The sequence below is a fragment of the Clostridium sp. CM038 genome (genome assembly GCF_055081105.1).
Genome location: NZ_CM143651.1, coordinates 2011029 through 2026781, shown reverse-complemented (window position 1 = coordinate 2026781; position 15753 = coordinate 2011029). Strand labels below are relative to the sequence as shown.

Sequence of the window (15753 nt, the reverse complement as noted above, 5' to 3'; positions counted from 1 at the left end):
TAATATGAATGTACCTTAATTGTTATTAGTAGGAATACAATTCACTATATTTCAAAAAATAAATATAAGTATAAGGAGGTTTCAATATGATACCAACAGCGCATATTGAAGTAAAAGAAGAAGGAATTATTGCAAAAACAGTCTTAATGCCGGGGGATCCATTACGGGCACAATTTATTGCAGAAACATTTTTACAAAATGTATCCAAATTTAATAACGTACGAAATATATTTGGATACACGGGTACATATAAAGGACGTAAAATTTCTGTAATGGCTAGTGGCATGGGTATGCCTAGTATTGGTATCTACTCATATGAATTATTTAATTTTTATGGTGTAGAAAATATTATACGAATTGGTTCATGTGGTGCTTACACTGCTGATTTAAACTTATATGATGTAGTACTTTGCACTGAGGCTTGGAGTGAATCCACTTATGCAAAAACTCAAAGTGGATATGAATCCGATACAATTGCTGCATCATCTGTTTTAAATAGTAAGTTAGAGAAAACGGCAGAGGATTTAGGCATAAAAATTCATAAAAATAGAGTTCACTCATCGGATGTATTTTATCGTGAAAATTTTGATGAGTATAAGGATATTTATGAAAAGTACGGTTGTACTTGCGTAGAAATGGAATCATTTGCTCTATTCCATAATGCAAATATATTGGGGAAGAAAGCATCTTGTTTATTAACAGTCTCTGATAATTTAGTAACTCATGAGGTGACTACGTCTCAAGAAAGACAAGAAGCCTTTACTAATATGATGAAAATAGCTTTAGAGATGGCTGAATAATAGTCAAGTAGTAAATCTAGTTCCATTCATGCTTAACTCTAAAAAACCCTCAATATAAAATTATTGAGGGTTTTTTAGAGTTAATTTATTATCATATCATTAACTCTAATTTTAGGATGCTATCTTTTAATGTGTATTCATAGGATTCGTTATCTTTCTTCATAGTAGCTGCTATGGAAATTAGATTTTCGTTATTTTGCATTGCTATGCTTTTAGCAATATAAAGTGAATTACCAGTTCCTGAAAAATAAAATATCATAAAATACCTCCAATTAGCAATTACATCATACTTGCCTAATATTAGTAAAATTTCTTTGGTTAAAATTGTAAACAATACATTTCCCAAGGTAATTATATAGAAAGTAGCTACAATTCCTTCAACATATCTTTAAATTTTAAAGATATTAGGCTATAATAAGAAGATACACATTAAAATGAATAATAAGGAGTACAGTATGAGAAAAGTTTATAAGGACCCAAAAGCATTAGCATCATGTTTGAAGGATTTAGTGGATTTTTATTTGGATGATGTTATATCATATGAAAAGTTAAAAGAAAAAATAATGGTATTAGTTAATGCAAATGAGGATAGAATTTATAAGGATGGTAATATATCTTTAAAAATATCTAATATAATAGGTAGTTCCAGAGTAGATATTATTAACAAGGTATTCTCAGAAAGCCAAGATTAATTATGCAGCTATAAGAAATGAAAATAGGTAGCTCCGCAGGAGATGATTTAAGTAAACGTCTTTTTATTTAGATGATGTTACAAATAAAACTAATGAAAACCGTACACGGGAGATAAAGTGTACGGTTTTTCACTTGTGGAATAGGATACATTCCCTTCCGCAGTCGTAAACCATCTCCTGCGGAGCTATTGTAGCTTCGCAGAAGATGATTTAAGAGATTAATAAATTACTTGTATATATCTTTCTAAAATTATATAATGGATTAAGGTTAAAAATGTTTATATAGTAAGTGATAGTACATAGATTAGATGACCATAATTTTTTTAGAGGAGAAATTTATGAACTTTGATATTCAGAGTAACAAGAGTAAGGCATTTAGCATTTTTCTTGCAGCTATTTTAGTTATAACAGAATTGTTTTTTCTGTTCCCAAGCATGGATACTTTTGCTAAAAGCGGTAATATGAAGATAATTGTTCATTATGCTAAAAATCCAAGCAGTGATTTAAAATGGAACATGTGGTTGTTGACTGATGATGAAGAGGGAAGTAAGTTCGATGTCGCTGGCAAGGATGCATTTGGTGAGATATGTGAAGTTAAATTCGATGATAAATTCGATGATAAAGTGGGGTTTATAGTACGCACAGACAAAGGGGAAAAGGACACTGATGAGAATAGATTTATTGAGAAATTCAATGATGGTGCTCGGGAAGTTTGGATCAATGGAGGCGACTCTAAAGTATACTATTCAGTAGCTGAAGCTAAAGCGGGTGCTCCCAAGGTGGTCGTACCTGCTGGAAATAATTTAGATAAGTCAGGTAAATTTATAGCTGCAAAATTAGATGACTTGAATAGCATAAGCATAGAAACAAGCTTAGCATTTAAATTTATCGCACAAAGTACTGAAGGCATTATAGTTAAGGCCGATGGTAAGTCTGTAAAAATAAAAGAAGTAACAAGTAATGAAGTAAAAGATGGTACTACAACAGTTGCGAAGATAGAGCTTAGTGAAAATGTTAAACTAAGTCAAAAACTTACGGTTTCTAAGGAAGGTTTTCCGGAAAAGGACGTAGTGATTGGGGATGTAATGGGAAGTGCTGGTTTTGAAAAAATGTTTTATTATGAAGGAAATGATTTAGGTAATACTTATTCTACCAATAAAACAAGCTTTAGAGTATGGGCACCAACTGCAACCGAGGTAAAGATTGTAACTTATAAAAAATGGGATGATAAAATTGGTAATGAATCTAGCATGAAAAAAAGCGTCAAAGGCACTTGGACCTTTGACTTAAATGGAGATCAAAAGGATATATTTTATACTTATAAGGTCAATATTGCAGGGGTTTGGAACGAGGCTGTAGATCCTTATGCTCGTTCTGTGTCTGTAAATGGAGATAAGGGCGCTGTAATTGACTTAAAGGAAACAACTCCTGAAAAATGGAAGCCAAGTGAAAAACCTAATTTCACAAATCTAAATGATGCAATTATATACGAACTACATGTTAGAGACTTTTCTATAGACCAAAATAGTGGTATGGAAAACAAAGGTAAATTTTTAGCGTTTACTGAAACAGGGACAAAGGGAACAGATGGTACCAAGACGGGTGTTGATTATATAAAAGACCTAGGGGTAACGCATGTGGAGTTTATGCCAATGTTTGATTATGCTAGTGTGGATGAGACTTCAAAAAAGCCACAATTTAACTGGGGTTACAATCCTAAAAATTATAATGCACCTGAAGGAAGTTATTCAACAGATCCATACAATCCTATCACTAGAGTTAAAGAATTGAAACAAGCAGTACAATCTCTTCATGATAACGGATTAAGGGTAACCATGGATGTAGTTTATAATCACATGTACAATAGCTATGATTCTAATTTCAATAAATTAGTACCAGGATATTATTATAGATACGATAAAGATGGTAGCAACACAGATGAAAGTGGGTATGGGAATACCCTTGCTTCAGAAAATGCAATGACAAGAAAGTTTATTGTAGATTCCGTAATGTATTGGGCAAAAGAATATAATATAGATGGATTTAAATTCGATAATATGGGGCTCATTGATATAAATACAATGAATGAAGTTAGAAAAAAATTAAATAATATAGATCCTTCGATTCTCATTATCGGAGAGAGCTCTAATATTGGGACTACTCTTTCAGAAGATAAAGCGGCAATACAGAAAAATGCGAGTAAAATGCCTGGAATATCACATTTCAATGATAAAATGAAAGATGGAATAAAAGGTAGCGTATTCGAAGTAAAATCAAAGGGCTTTATTAACGGTAAAACTAATGCGGAGACAGACATTAAAAAAGGAATAGTCGGAGGTATAGATTACTCAAGTGGTATAAAAACTTGGGAAAAAGTTGACCCTGTACAATCTATTACTTATGCTGAATCTCACAATAATAATACATTATGGGATAAACTTATTTTAACAAACCCAAAAGATAATGATGAAGCAAGATTAAAAATGCACAAAATGGCAGATGCTATAATTCTTACTTCCCAAGGTATTCCATTCTTTCAATCAGGACAGGAATTTTTGAGAACTAAAGGTGGCGATAACAACTCCTATAAGTCTCCTGATAGTGTAAATAAACTTGATTGGACTCGAAAATCAGAAAACATCAACACTGTTAATTATTTCAAAGGTTTAATAGAGTTAAGAAAAGCACATCCGGCCTTCAGAATGTCTTCAGCGGATATGATTAAGAAAAACTTGAATTTTTTAACAGTCCCTGAAAATGTGGTAGCATACGAAATGAACTACAGTGCAAATATGGATACTTGGGCGAATATTGTAGTAGCTTTTAATGCAAATAGAGAAGACACAACCATTAAATTATCTAAGAAAGGCACGTGGAATATTGTTGTAGATGGAGAACAAGCAGGTGTTAAAACTATAAAACAATTTAAAGGTGATTCATTAGTAGTCCCTGCTCTAAGCTCTACTGTAATTTATTTCGAATCAGAATATATTTTTATGACATTAACCTTTTGGATTTATGCTGTATTAATCTTAGCTGGGATTGCTTGCATGATATATGTTTTGAAGGTTAGAAAGAAATCTTAGTATTACAACTTATTGTGTATTTTGAATGGCCCTTATGATAAAATACAAGGGTCTTTTTTTTTAGAGGAGGGATTATCATGATAAATATAGCATTATTTATATCAATTTTAATTATTATTACTATTTTTATTATAGGGTGGCACTTTTCTAGTATAATTATATATCCTAGGGTTGCAAAATATAATTTTACCTATGATCACGAAGTAGAACAAGGGAAAATAGAAATAGAAAAATTTGATAATTTGGAAAAACAAGAAGTATATCTCGATTCCCAGTATGGTTATAAAATTCATGGTTTCTTCTTTCCAAATAACAATGCAAAAAGAACTATAATATTGTGTCACGGAATAACTTGGAGTTTGTATGGCTCTGTTAAATATATGGATATGTTTTTAAAAAGAGGTTTTGCTATCTTTATTTATGATCATAGAAATCACGGTCTAAGTGGTGGGAAAAATACTTCTTTTGGTTATTATGAAAAGTTTGATTTAAAAAAATGCACCGATTGGCTGTTTAATAAATTAGGAAATGATATCATCGTCGGATTACATGGCGAGTCCATGGGTGCCGGCATAGTTCTTCAAAATATTGCAATAGATGATAGAATTAAGTTTTGTATAGATGACTGTGGATATTCTGATGCAGAAGATTTATTTAAACACAGATTAGAAAAAGATTACGGTATAAAGAGATTTCCACTCATAAAATTATCAAGTAAAATCAGCAAAATTCGAGTTGGATGGGACTTCAAAGATGTATCACCTATAACTACTTTACCTAATGTGAAAACTCCGATATTGTTTATTCATGGTGAAGAAGATGACTATGTACCTACTTTTATGTGTAACCAAATGTACTCAGTAAAGAAGGGCTACAAAGATATATATATTGCACCGAGTGCAGGCCATGCCGAGGCGTATTGGAAGAACAAAGATGATTACGAAAAAAAAGTTGATGGATTTTTAAAAGCTATCAATATAATTTAAAAGGATGTGCTTTAATGTTTCAGCTACCACAAAATGAAAAGAAGTATTTATACACAACTAATTATTCGAGTGATGAAGAAAGCCTATGCAAAATGGAAATAAAGTGCCTCTTTAATAAACACCTTGATGAAAAGCACTTGTTTTCTGATATTTATGTGGATCCATCTAGAAGTCCTTTTATAAAAAAATGCATTTCTATAATGTATACCGGAGAAACAATGAAACAGATTATCGATCAAATTGTTATGGATAAACTTACCGGAATAAATTATAAAGTTGCTTATATCAATGCGACTGATGAAAATATTGGTTTTCATGAGAGGCGTAGGATTGAGTTCGAAATAGGCTTTAATATACTAGGAGAAGCTGAAATGAAAAATCCCGGAATTATCTTTGGCATAACAAAAATAGCTAACAAATGGATATTTGGTGAATGTGAGAGCAATGCTTCTGAATGGCTATTGCACAATAAAAAACCTTTTTCTTATTCAAATGCACTAAAGGTGAATGTATGTCGGGCCCTTGTTAATATAGCTGTAGCTAATAATCTAAATTGCAGCGTTGTAGATCCATGTTGTGGCATTGGGACGGTACTAATTGAAGCTATTTCAATGGATATTAATATTAAAGGTTATGAGATAAATCCATACATTGGTGAAAATGCAAAGGCAAACCTCCGGTATTTTGGATATGATGATGTAATAACTATTTGTGATATGAATGATATTGCGAATAAATTTAATGTGGCCATAGTTGATCTTCCTTATGGTATATTTACTCAAATTACGACCGAGGAACAGCTAGCTATTATAAGTAGCACTCGTAGAATAGCTGATAGAATGGTAATAATTACTTTTGATGATATGGAAGAGGAAATTACTTCCGTTGGTTTTCACATAGATGATCGGTGTACAGTGTCTAAAGGGACCTTTAAAAGGCATATATTCATATGTAGTTAATATGGTGAATCATCTCCTGCGGAGCTCTGCAATATAGAACTGGGAGACTTTCCTTCTGAAATGTCTTTAAAAGTAATGTTAAATATAAAACTTTAAAAAATAAAGAGGTGTTAGATATGACAAAAAAAAGCAGTAAAAATAATGATCTTTTATATAATTATAAGGGAACGGCTTCTCCCCAAATATATTCTATATTAATTAATTTGATAAATGAGGATAAGGAAGACTTAGCAAAAGTAGTTATAAAAATTGATTATTTACTAGAATATGCAAGTTCTTGCATAAAGCAACTGGACTTTGATGAAGCAAAGGAAGTTCTAGATAAGGCTAAAAGTAGAATAGATATATTAAAAATGGGAGACGTTAATACGAATCACCTAGAATATTTATATGCTGGAATAGCAAAAAAGGCGAAAAAATAATGTTACACAGGATATTTAACAATAGATATCCTGTGTAGCATTATTTTTTCTCATGAATCCAATAGGATATGTCCCTAGGTTCTTCTTTTTCCTGAAAGCATATCCACGATGAATACAATTGCAGCTATTAGAAGTAATATATGGATCATACTGCCACCAACTCTAAATATAAGCCCTAATGCCCAAAAGAATACTACTATTCCGCCTATCCAACGTAAAACTCCCATATAAAACACCACCTTTCACATTTATATTTATTTTTTAAATTTATTTTAATATTATAATTACCTAAATTCAGATGAAATATGCGAAGTGATTTTAACGACATTTCAAAAAGATAGTCTCCCACTTCTACAATAGGGAGTTATATGCCCTAACAAATAGAAAACTTCAGTGAGAGTATAAATCTCCTTCTGAAGTCGTCAATGCATCTTCTGCGAAGATGTTGCAGCTTCGCAGGAGATGATTTAACTCCAGTTCTTGTATAAAAATAACGTATAAATATTTTTTTTATGGCAACCATATTATAGAAAGAGGTGGATACATGGCTAATAAACTTAAAACTACTAATAAACAAATGGCATCTTTAGGAATCAGGAAAAATGAAGTAGGTGATTATGAATATATAAATCCGGATGAAAAAAATAATTCAAAATATAAATCTGTTAAAAAAGAGCCCAAGTAATTTAAAATTACTTGGGTTCTTTTTTAAATTTACAAAGTAAAAATACGTATATATGGTATAATTTATTCATATACAAAACCAAACCAATTTTAAAAATATTCACTACTAATCTGTCTGAAACTGTTTAAATTGATATCTTTCTAATCCTTTATGAATATAATGTCAAAGCATATTGGAATAAAAACGATGAAAATTTAATTATTTTTTAGTTTGATGGCGAATACCTTTAAATGAAATTTATGGTTTTAAATTGAATATATATTTATTAAATAAAAGAACTGTAGCAGAGGCTATGAAAGGAAGAAGTATATGTATATAGGTATTGATTTAGGAGGCACTAATATTGCAGTTGGCATCGTTGATGATCAAGGAAACATAAAGTATGAAAAATCATGTGCTACAAGAGTGGGGAGGGACCCCAATGAGATAATAGAGGATATGGTAGTTCTAGTTTTAAACACTTTAGAGGATTTCAATATGCCACTAAAAAGAATAAAGGCGATAGGTATCGGTATTCCGGGCTTAGCTGATAAAAATGGGAATGTAATATTTTGTGTGAATCTTGGATGGAAGAATGTACATTTAAGAGAGATGTTGGGAAATGCACTTAATAAACCAATTTATATAGATAATGATGCTACGGTGGCCGCACTTGCGGAATATGAGAATGGCTCAATGAAGAATTGTAAAAGTAGCTTGATGCTTACATTAGGAACAGGTATTGGTGGGGGAATTATTTTAAATGGTGAAGTATATAGTGGATTTAATGGTATAGGCTCGGAAATTGGACATATGGTTGTTGGTGAAAATTTTTACAATTGCAATTGTGGAAGAAATGGTTGCTTAGAAACCTTCGCTTCATCTACTGCTATAATAAAACATACAATAAAACTAATTGAGGAAATGAATGAAAGCACTATAATAATAGAAAGGGCAGGAGGAAATGTTAACAATATAGATGCAAAAATAATATTTGATTGTGCTAGAGAAGGAGATATAATAGCAAATTTAGCAGTGAATCGCTTAGTGAAATATCTAAGCATAGGAATACTTAATATAGTCAATTTCATTGATCCAGAAATAATAGCATTAGGTGGCGGTGTTGCAGGGGCAGGCCAATATCTTTTGGATAAGGTTATAAATGAAGTTGCAGCGAACAAGTCTTATTCTGAATTACCTATTGCTAAAATTGTTTTAGCAGAACTAGGTAATAAAGCAGGTATAATTGGTGCAGCGATGATTGCAAAACATGGAACTATTGAATAAACAATAAAATAAGAAAGGTGAAATTAAAATGAGTAAGATTGCACTTATTACGGATAGTACTTCTGATGTTGATAAAGAAATGATTGAAAAATACGATCTATTTGTACTTCCTCTAAGAATAATATATAAGGATAGAGAGTACATTGACAGGGTAACTATTACCCCAAAAGAAGTTTATGATAATTTCGTACATGAGATCCCCTCAACTTCATTACCTTCAATGAATGATATGGAAGACTTGTATTTAAAGCTTGAAGCGAAAGGATATACACATGCCATTGCAGTAGTAATATCTGAAGCGTTATCAGGCACATATAATACATTGAGATTGGTAAGTGAAAATCATCCATCTATAGAAACCTGCGTTTTTGATTCTAAATCATTAACTATTGGCGAGGCGGCAATTGTTGAAGAATGTGGTGAAATGATCAGCTGTGGAAAAGGCTTTGAGGAAATTGTAAAAGATCTGCCTGAAATAAGAAATAGAATCACTGTTTACTATGCGGTGGATACACTAAAATATCTAACTAAAGGCGGTAGAATTGGAAAAGTTTCCGGTACCATAGGGGAAATTTTAAACATAAAACTAATAATATCAATTAATAAAGAGGGCGCATATTATACTTATGCAAAGGCAAAAGGAAAAAAGAAAGCTACAAGTAAACTTGGAGATATTGCAAGAGAAGCTCTTGCAATATCTCCTTGTAAAGTTTGGATTATGCACGGTGGCGCTTATGAAGAAGCAAAGATCTTTTCTGACACAATTGCCGGTCTTCAAAATATTACAAGATTATCCTTTGGAGAAATTAGTCCAGTGGCTGGAGTTCATACAGGGCCTGGATTACTTGGACTTGTGATAGTAAAAGAACGCCTCACTAAAAACTAAATAAATATATATAATTAATAAAAATACATTTTAAAACAGAAATTACTAAGGAGTGGTTATGTTGGAAATTCAAGATATAATTTCAGGAGATTTTTCTGCATATCCTGAAGAAACACAAATTTTTATGAAAAAATATACTGAAAAGCTACGAGAAAATATAAAAGAAGAATTAATAAAGGATATATCATATAAGATGCTTAAGGATATAGATAAAAGTAAAGATTATTTCATAAGTGTTTTAACTGATATATTGGACAATGGATATAAGGGCTTTAGTAAATTGTCTACTCAGTCACTTATAGACACATATTTAGAACGTAAAAATGAAGAAGACTTTTTTATTTTGTTAGAAAAAGTTAATGAACAAGTCTAATATTATAATCACTTTTTAAATTTTCTATAAAACATAAAGTCCATTAAAATCTTAAGGTTTTAATGGATTTTATGTTTTAATATGAAAAGGTTTATTTTCAAAGAATAACAGCGCTTTAGTACTTAATTGATAATTCTCCACTTAAAATTGTGTCTTTAACTTGGTTCCAAGTAGCCTCAATTAAAAGATTTACTTTTAAGCTTGTTTTATAATTAAATGAAATCTCTTTATCATGTACCACATGATAATTTTCATAAACCACTAAATTTTTTCTAGCTTTATCTTTAATTTTAATTGTCCATTCTCCCGTTTCAGGCTGAAAAATTTTTGCTGTAATCATTAAAGTTGACCAAAACGCGGTGCTTACCCCAGTTTCGTAAAAGCCTTTTCCATCATGAATACTTATTTCAAAAGCTTGTTGAATATTGTCACTGCTACTTGTTGCTGCTTCTTCTGTTAATTCAATATTTTCATTTTTTATATTATTAATTAACTTTTTCATATATTTTCTCCTTTTTATTATTCTCATCGAATGTTAATTTTCTAAGATAAATTCATTATATTTTATTATACGTAAGTATATAAGAAATGTTATTATTAATGTTATTTATTATTTTCAAAGAATTAAATAGTAAAGAATGATATAATTATATTTTAAATTATATATTGAGATTCACGATTAAAGCAAAAGAAGGTGGAAGTAATGAGTGATAATAAATATTTACCTATTAGTAAGAAAGATATTATAGATAGAGGTTGGACTGAATTAGATTTTATTATAGTTACTGGTGATGCTTATGTAGATCATCATAGTTTTGGAACTGCAATCATTTCAAGAGTTCTTGAAAGTGAAGGTTATAAAGTAGGAATAATAGCTCAACCTGATTGGAAAGATATAGAGGATTTTAAAAAATTAGGCAAACCAAGGCTTGGATTCCTAGTTAACTCTGGGAATATGGATTCTATGGTTAATCATTATACAGTAAGTAAAAAAATAAGAGAAAAAGATATGTATTCCCCTGGTGCAAAGATGGGCCTAAGGCCTGACAGAGCAACAATAGTTTATTGTAATAGAATAAGGGAAGCATATAAAAATGTTCCTATTGTTATTGGAGGAATAGAAGCAAGTTTAAGGCGCTTCGCACATTATGATTATTGGAGTGACAAAGTAAGGAAATCTATGCTAATTGATAGTGGAGCTGACCTGTTAATATATGGTATGGGAGAAAAACAAGTCGTTAAAATTGCAAAAGAATTAAATGAAGGTGTAGATATAAAATTCATTACTCAGGTACCTGGAACATGTTATGTGGTAGATAATATTGAAAATATATGTGACTACATTGAAATAGAATCATATAAAGAAGTCTGCAGAGATAAAAAGAAATATGCACAAGCCTTTAAAATACAATATGATCAGCAAGATCCTATTAGGGGAAATGGTATAATTCAAAAACATTCTAATAAGTATCTTGTGCAAAACAAACCAGAAATGCCCCTTACTAGAGAGGAATTAGATACTGTTTATGGCCTGCCATATGAAAGAAATTATCATCCTATTTATGAAAAGCTCGGTGGAATACCTGCTATAGAGGAAGTTAAATTCAGCTTAGTTAGTTCAAGAGGATGTTTTGGTAGCTGTGCTTTCTGTGCCATAACCTTTCATCAAGGCCGAATTGTGCAAAGTAGAAGTGAAAATTCAATAATAGAAGAAGCAATTCAAATTACAAAACTCAAGGATTTTAAAGGGTATATTCATGATGTAGGAGGGCCTACCGCTAATTTTAGGCGACCTGCATGTGATAAACAATTAAAAGTAGGAGCTTGCATAGATAAGCAATGTTTGCATCCAAGCCCTTGCAAGAATTTAAATGTTGATCATATGGAGTATTTAAATTTACTACGGTCGCTTCGAGAATTGCCGGATATTAAAAAAGTTTTTGTGCGTTCAGGGCTGCGTTATGATTATATTATGGCAGATAAAAATGACACCTTTTTTAATGAACTTATTAAGAATCATGTCAGCGGCCAACTAAAAGTTGCACCAGAGCATGTTTCTCATAAAGTTTTAAAATTCATGGGCAAACCAGCAGGTAAAACTTATGATAAATTCAGGGAAAAATTTTATAAAGCTACTGAAAAAATAGAAAAAAAACAATATCTTATCCCGTATTTAATGTCTAGCCACCCAGGATGTACAATAAGTTCAGCAGTAGAACTAGCAGAATACCTTAGGGATACTAATTACCAACCTGAACAAGTTCAAGATTTCTATCCAACTCCAGGAACACCATCAACAACCATGTTTTATACAGGACTTGATCCAAATACCCTTGAAGAAGTTCATATACCTAAAACTAAAAATGAAAAAGCTATGCAAAGGGCATTGCTTCAATATAAAGATCCTATGAAATATGATTTAGTATTATCAGCTTTAACAGAGGCTAATAGAGAAGATCTCATTGGTTATGAACCTAAGTGTTTAATAAAACCAAGAAGCAAAAAAAATAAGGAACATTTAAATAACACAAATATAAACCCAAAACAACAAAATGGCAAAGATAAAGGGAAAAATATAAAAAGTAAGAGCAAAGATACTCCGATAGATAAAAACTTTAAAAAGAAAAGTAAGCCACTAAGCACCCAAGACAGAGCAAATTATGGAAGCAGACAAGATAATAAAAATAAGGCAAAGAACAAAAAAAGAAAATAGAACGTTATAATAAATACCTACATCCACGCCGTGGATGTAGGTATTTATTACAATTCTGTTTTAACTATTTTGCTTATACTTTCTTCTTCAACCAGTTCACTTTTACTGAAACCCTTTTTAAAATATCTGATTTGCTTATATTTAATTCCATTCATTTCAAAATCTAAAACATCAATTCTGTCGCCTTTGTAAATAACAGCCTTTTTATTACCTTTTAAAAATATGTGTACTTCCATAGTTTTATTTATTAGCTGCAAAGCAGCTACTCCTTCCTATTTATTTTTGATTTATTAAGGTTTTTGTTTAAGCATTCTTTAAAATTATATATTACTATTTAAATTATAATGCCATTATTTATATTTATCAAGGTTAAGAAGCAACAATTTAATAGAAGCTAGGACCTTCCTTCTGAAATGTCGTTAACCATTTAATTATTAATGAATATAATATAAATAAAACTAATGATTCAGATATCTTTTTATTAAAAATTCAATATAGACTTACTTAGAAAAGGAGATAGTACAATGATTTGTAAAGAGTATTTGTTGGATACCAATATAATTATAAAAATGTGGAATAAATATCCTACCTTGCTTGATACTATTGAAAATATGAAATGTATTAATTTTAAAATATCTGAAGATATAGCTGGAGAATTATCAGTGAAAGAGTATGTAAAATTCAATGAAGACTTTATACTCTCTAATAAATTTTTAAAATTATTAGGACATATTGTTACTAATAATGGTCATACTTTTATTGAAGAGTGTGTAGGTCGTGATTTTATTAAATATGAGCAGAATAAAAATATATATTTAGTTAATGGAGATAAAATTTCTATAAATGACTATAGTTTAATTGATATTTGCAAGCAGAATGAAGACTACATCCTTGTGACGGATGATAAAAAACTAATTCGAAGCGCAAAAATTATATTAGATTCTTCAAGGGCAATAAACTTTCAAGAATTTCTAGATGAGTTAAGAGAATTAAATGTATTATAATAATACACTAATATAAGAGGCTGCTCCTTTAGTGGATTACAGCCTCTTATACTATTTTGATGTTCACTTATTTAATGGTTTCTTCTAAATACTGTTTGAATTTAAGATTCCACAACTTATAGATTTCAGGATTTTCATCACTAACTGTTGATAAAAATTCATCAACTACACCTAAGTTGTTTAGGCCTTTCATTAGATGTCTGGGGTAAATTACATTTTTAGAATAATTGTTTTTAGGATCGATTACATTAATCGAAAAATCATCCGTTAAGTATAAATCTTTACACCTAATATCTAGTCTTTTAAATTTAAGCTTCTTAAATTCTGCAATAAGTTTGATTATGTTGAGTGATATTTTTTTGTTTATACCATGCTTCTTGATATACTTATCTAACCGCTCTCCGCATGCATAATCTCGTACAATGTAGTAGGCACCATGTTCATAAACTCTAGGGAAGTATTTACTTCTTCTAGTTTTTATGAGAATATTATATTCACCCTCACAAACTTTCTTATCTTTAAAAATTTTAATTACTTTTTTGCCTGGAAGTAAATAAACTATTCCATTATGACCCGAACCTAAAAATTCTGATTTTCTAATCATTTTTTCAACCCTACTATTTAATTGAATATAATAATTTTTGTCCTCATTCATATTAGCATCTTCTTTATAAGAGATATTACTATATTATATGATTAAGTCCTGTAAATATTTCCTGAATAAAGATGAATAATATAGGTATTTCATTAATAAAAATAAACTAAGCTAGCCTTGATTAATATTATGTTTAATAATATAATGAGCATAGAATATTTTTAGAAATTAGGAAGTGAAGTTTTAATGTCTGTAACTATAAAAGAAGTGGCTAAGCTAGCCAATGTATCGCCATCCACAGTTTCAAGAGTAATTGCGGATAATCCGAAAATTAGTGACGCCACAAAAGATAGGGTTTATAAAGCAATGAAGGAAATAAATTATCATCCTAATGCGATAGCTAGAAGTCTGGTCAGCCAAACAACAAAGACTATAGGACTTATTTTACCTAATACTGATGAAGATTTATTTGTTAATCCTTTTTTCATTCAAGTTATGAGAGGAATAAGTCACTATGCTCAAAAAAAAGGATATTATATCATGTATGCTTACAGCAGCAATGAAGATCAAGAGGTTGAATACATATCAAGTTTAATGAATAGTAGAAGAGTTGATGGGATTATTTTACCAACAGTAAGGAAGGATGACAAATGTGTTGCTTATTTAAAAGAAGCAGATTATCCTTTCGTAGTAATAGGTAAACCCGAGAGTACCGAAGGGGTCTTATGGGTTGATAATGATAACTTTAACGCTATGTACAATGTTGTTAATACGCTTATACAAAAGGGTGAGAGAAAAATTGCATTTATAGGAGGTTCTCCTATGCTTAATGTAACTATAAATAGATTAGAAGGTTACAAGATGGCTCTTAAAAATATCGGAGTGGAAATAGACGGAAATATGGTACAATTAGGAGAGTTTACAGAAATTAGTGGTTATAATGCTATGAAAAAAATTTTAAATACCTCTACCCCTACAGCTGTTGTCACTACTGATGATTTAATTGCCTTTGGTGCATCCAAAGCTATAAGTGAAATGTCAGAGCGTCATATTTCAATTGTTGGATTTAACAACACGCCACTCGCAGCTTATAGAAAGCCCTCGCTATCTTCAGTGGATATTAATTCTGGAGAATTAGGCTATTTTGCAGTTAAGCTGTTAATAAACAAATTAGAAAACGAAAAAGAGTCAATATACAATTATATTATTGAGACAAAATTAGTTGAAAGGGAATCAACTAAATAACTATAACTTTTTAGGATTATTTTTCATGCGTACTACATATT

The 15753-nt window shown here is 30.6% G+C and carries 18 protein-coding genes; 13 read left to right on the top strand and 5 right to left on the bottom strand.

Features of this window, described 5'->3' with window-relative positions; all coding sequences use genetic code 11:
* Window positions 1-86 precede the first annotated feature (86 nt).
* Complete coding sequence (gene deoD, locus ACWJKS_RS09210) at window positions 87-800, top strand: purine-nucleoside phosphorylase (RefSeq protein WP_165412790.1); 714 nt, start codon at window positions 87-89, stop codon at window positions 798-800.
* 91 nt (window positions 801-891) lie between these two features.
* Here deoD and ACWJKS_RS09205 read toward each other — a convergent pair whose 3' ends face one another.
* A complete protein-coding gene (locus ACWJKS_RS09205; RefSeq protein ID WP_224578941.1) occupies window positions 892-1059 on the bottom strand; it encodes a hypothetical protein in 168 nt (55 codons plus the stop codon).
* A gap of 196 nt (window positions 1060-1255) precedes the next feature.
* Here ACWJKS_RS09205 and ACWJKS_RS09200 point away from each other — a divergent pair, with 196 nt between their 5' ends.
* The 5 genes from ACWJKS_RS09200 to ACWJKS_RS09180 all read left to right on the top strand — a co-directional run bounded on the left by ACWJKS_RS09200 (window position 1256) and on the right by ACWJKS_RS09180 (window position 6945).
* Window positions 1256-1492, top strand: a complete 237-nt coding sequence (locus ACWJKS_RS09200) for a TIGR04540 family protein (RefSeq protein ID WP_165412791.1) — start codon at window positions 1256-1258, stop codon at window positions 1490-1492.
* Between the two features lie 338 nt (window positions 1493-1830).
* Window positions 1831-4578, top strand: coding sequence for a type I pullulanase (gene pulA / locus ACWJKS_RS09195; protein WP_462961018.1), 2748 nt, complete (start codon window positions 1831-1833; stop codon window positions 4576-4578).
* A gap of 77 nt (window positions 4579-4655) precedes the next feature.
* A complete protein-coding gene (locus tag ACWJKS_RS09190) occupies window positions 4656-5564 on the top strand; it encodes an alpha/beta hydrolase (RefSeq protein WP_165412792.1) in 909 nt (302 codons plus the stop codon).
* Between the two features lie 14 nt (window positions 5565-5578).
* Window positions 5579-6523, top strand: a complete 945-nt coding sequence (locus tag ACWJKS_RS09185) for a TRM11 family SAM-dependent methyltransferase (protein ID WP_462961017.1) — start codon at window positions 5579-5581, stop codon at window positions 6521-6523.
* A gap of 116 nt (window positions 6524-6639) precedes the next feature.
* Window positions 6640-6945: a hypothetical protein gene (locus ACWJKS_RS09180; protein WP_165412794.1), complete on the top strand. Its 306-nt coding sequence runs from the start codon at window positions 6640-6642 to the stop codon at window positions 6943-6945.
* Between the two features lie 74 nt (window positions 6946-7019).
* Here ACWJKS_RS09180 and ACWJKS_RS09175 read toward each other — a convergent pair whose 3' ends face one another.
* Entirely contained in the window at window positions 7020-7172 is a 153-nt protein-coding gene (locus ACWJKS_RS09175; protein WP_165412795.1) for a lmo0937 family membrane protein, read from the bottom strand.
* Window positions 7173-7489: 317 nt separating this feature from the next.
* On the opposite strand from ACWJKS_RS09175, the gene ACWJKS_RS09170 reads away from it, so the two are divergent.
* The 4 genes from ACWJKS_RS09170 (at window position 7490) to ACWJKS_RS09155 (ending at window position 10155) form a co-directional block, all read left to right on the top strand.
* Window positions 7490-7630, top strand: a complete 141-nt coding sequence (locus ACWJKS_RS09170; RefSeq protein ID WP_165412796.1) for a hypothetical protein — start codon at window positions 7490-7492, stop codon at window positions 7628-7630.
* 309 nt (window positions 7631-7939) lie between these two features.
* The gene (locus ACWJKS_RS09165) at window positions 7940-8896 is read left to right on the top strand and encodes an ROK family protein (RefSeq protein ID WP_216303454.1); all 957 of its coding nucleotides are present in this window, start codon (window positions 7940-7942) and stop codon (window positions 8894-8896) included.
* A gap of 28 nt (window positions 8897-8924) precedes the next feature.
* Entirely contained in the window at window positions 8925-9782 is an 858-nt protein-coding gene (locus ACWJKS_RS09160) for a DegV family protein (protein ID WP_462961016.1), read from the top strand.
* A gap of 58 nt (window positions 9783-9840) precedes the next feature.
* Entirely contained in the window at window positions 9841-10155 is a 315-nt protein-coding gene (locus ACWJKS_RS09155; protein WP_462953829.1) for a hypothetical protein, read from the top strand.
* Window positions 10156-10270: 115 nt separating this feature from the next.
* On the opposite strand, the gene ACWJKS_RS09150 is transcribed toward ACWJKS_RS09155, so the two are convergent.
* The gene (locus tag ACWJKS_RS09150; RefSeq protein ID WP_216303457.1) at window positions 10271-10657 is read right to left on the bottom strand and encodes a hypothetical protein; all 387 of its coding nucleotides are present in this window, start codon (window positions 10655-10657) and stop codon (window positions 10271-10273) included.
* A gap of 201 nt (window positions 10658-10858) precedes the next feature.
* Here ACWJKS_RS09150 and ACWJKS_RS09145 point away from each other — a divergent pair, with 201 nt between their 5' ends.
* On the top strand, window positions 10859-12868 hold the full coding sequence (locus ACWJKS_RS09145; RefSeq protein WP_462961015.1) for a YgiQ family radical SAM protein: 2010 nt from the start codon (window positions 10859-10861) through the stop codon (window positions 12866-12868).
* 47 nt (window positions 12869-12915) lie between these two features.
* On the opposite strand, the gene ACWJKS_RS09140 is transcribed toward ACWJKS_RS09145, so the two are convergent.
* The gene (locus tag ACWJKS_RS09140) at window positions 12916-13104 is read right to left on the bottom strand and encodes a hypothetical protein (RefSeq protein ID WP_165412840.1); all 189 of its coding nucleotides are present in this window, start codon (window positions 13102-13104) and stop codon (window positions 12916-12918) included.
* 288 nt (window positions 13105-13392) lie between these two features.
* On the opposite strand from ACWJKS_RS09140, the gene ACWJKS_RS09135 reads away from it, so the two are divergent.
* Window positions 13393-13872, top strand: a complete 480-nt coding sequence (locus tag ACWJKS_RS09135; protein ID WP_462961014.1) for a PIN domain-containing protein — start codon at window positions 13393-13395, stop codon at window positions 13870-13872.
* A 67-nt stretch (window positions 13873-13939) separates the two neighbouring features.
* Here ACWJKS_RS09135 and ACWJKS_RS09130 read toward each other — a convergent pair whose 3' ends face one another.
* The gene (locus tag ACWJKS_RS09130) at window positions 13940-14527 is read right to left on the bottom strand and encodes a protein kinase (RefSeq protein WP_220286559.1); all 588 of its coding nucleotides are present in this window, start codon (window positions 14525-14527) and stop codon (window positions 13940-13942) included.
* Between the two features lie 186 nt (window positions 14528-14713).
* Here ACWJKS_RS09130 and ACWJKS_RS09125 point away from each other — a divergent pair, with 186 nt between their 5' ends.
* Window positions 14714-15712 (top strand): LacI family DNA-binding transcriptional regulator, encoded by a 999-nt coding sequence (locus ACWJKS_RS09125; protein ID WP_462961013.1) that lies wholly within the window; start codon window positions 14714-14716, stop codon window positions 15710-15712.
* Window positions 15713-15753 lie beyond the last annotated feature (41 nt).

Coding starts and splice junctions, on each gene's coding strand:
- ACWJKS_RS09145 (WP_462961015.1), top strand. CDS start 10,859: ATGAGTGATAATAAATATTTACCTATTAGTAAGAAAGATATTATAGAT.
- ACWJKS_RS09200 (WP_165412791.1), top strand. CDS start 1,256: ATGAGAAAAGTTTATAAGGACCCAAAAGCATTAGCATCATGTTTGAAG.
- ACWJKS_RS09180 (WP_165412794.1), top strand. CDS start 6,640: ATGACAAAAAAAAGCAGTAAAAATAATGATCTTTTATATAATTATAAG.
- pulA (WP_462961018.1), top strand. CDS start 1,831: ATGAACTTTGATATTCAGAGTAACAAGAGTAAGGCATTTAGCATTTTT.
- ACWJKS_RS09135 (WP_462961014.1), top strand. CDS start 13,393: ATGATTTGTAAAGAGTATTTGTTGGATACCAATATAATTATAAAAATG.
- ACWJKS_RS09130 (WP_220286559.1), bottom strand. CDS start 14,527: ATGAATGAGGACAAAAATTATTATATTCAATTAAATAGTAGGGTTGAA.
- ACWJKS_RS09160 (WP_462961016.1), top strand. CDS start 8,925: ATGAGTAAGATTGCACTTATTACGGATAGTACTTCTGATGTTGATAAA.
- ACWJKS_RS09140 (WP_165412840.1), bottom strand. CDS start 13,104: ATGGAAGTACACATATTTTTAAAAGGTAATAAAAAGGCTGTTATTTAC.
- ACWJKS_RS09125 (WP_462961013.1), top strand. CDS start 14,714: ATGTCTGTAACTATAAAAGAAGTGGCTAAGCTAGCCAATGTATCGCCA.
- ACWJKS_RS09205 (WP_224578941.1), bottom strand. CDS start 1,059: ATGATATTTTATTTTTCAGGAACTGGTAATTCACTTTATATTGCTAAA.
- ACWJKS_RS09170 (WP_165412796.1), top strand. CDS start 7,490: ATGGCTAATAAACTTAAAACTACTAATAAACAAATGGCATCTTTAGGA.
- deoD (WP_165412790.1), top strand. CDS start 87: ATGATACCAACAGCGCATATTGAAGTAAAAGAAGAAGGAATTATTGCA.
- ACWJKS_RS09185 (WP_462961017.1), top strand. CDS start 5,579: ATGTTTCAGCTACCACAAAATGAAAAGAAGTATTTATACACAACTAAT.
- ACWJKS_RS09150 (WP_216303457.1), bottom strand. CDS start 10,657: ATGAAAAAGTTAATTAATAATATAAAAAATGAAAATATTGAATTAACA.
- ACWJKS_RS09175 (WP_165412795.1), bottom strand. CDS start 7,172: ATGGGAGTTTTACGTTGGATAGGCGGAATAGTAGTATTCTTTTGGGCA.
- ACWJKS_RS09165 (WP_216303454.1), top strand. CDS start 7,940: ATGTATATAGGTATTGATTTAGGAGGCACTAATATTGCAGTTGGCATC.
- ACWJKS_RS09155 (WP_462953829.1), top strand. CDS start 9,841: ATGTTGGAAATTCAAGATATAATTTCAGGAGATTTTTCTGCATATCCT.
- ACWJKS_RS09190 (WP_165412792.1), top strand. CDS start 4,656: ATGATAAATATAGCATTATTTATATCAATTTTAATTATTATTACTATT.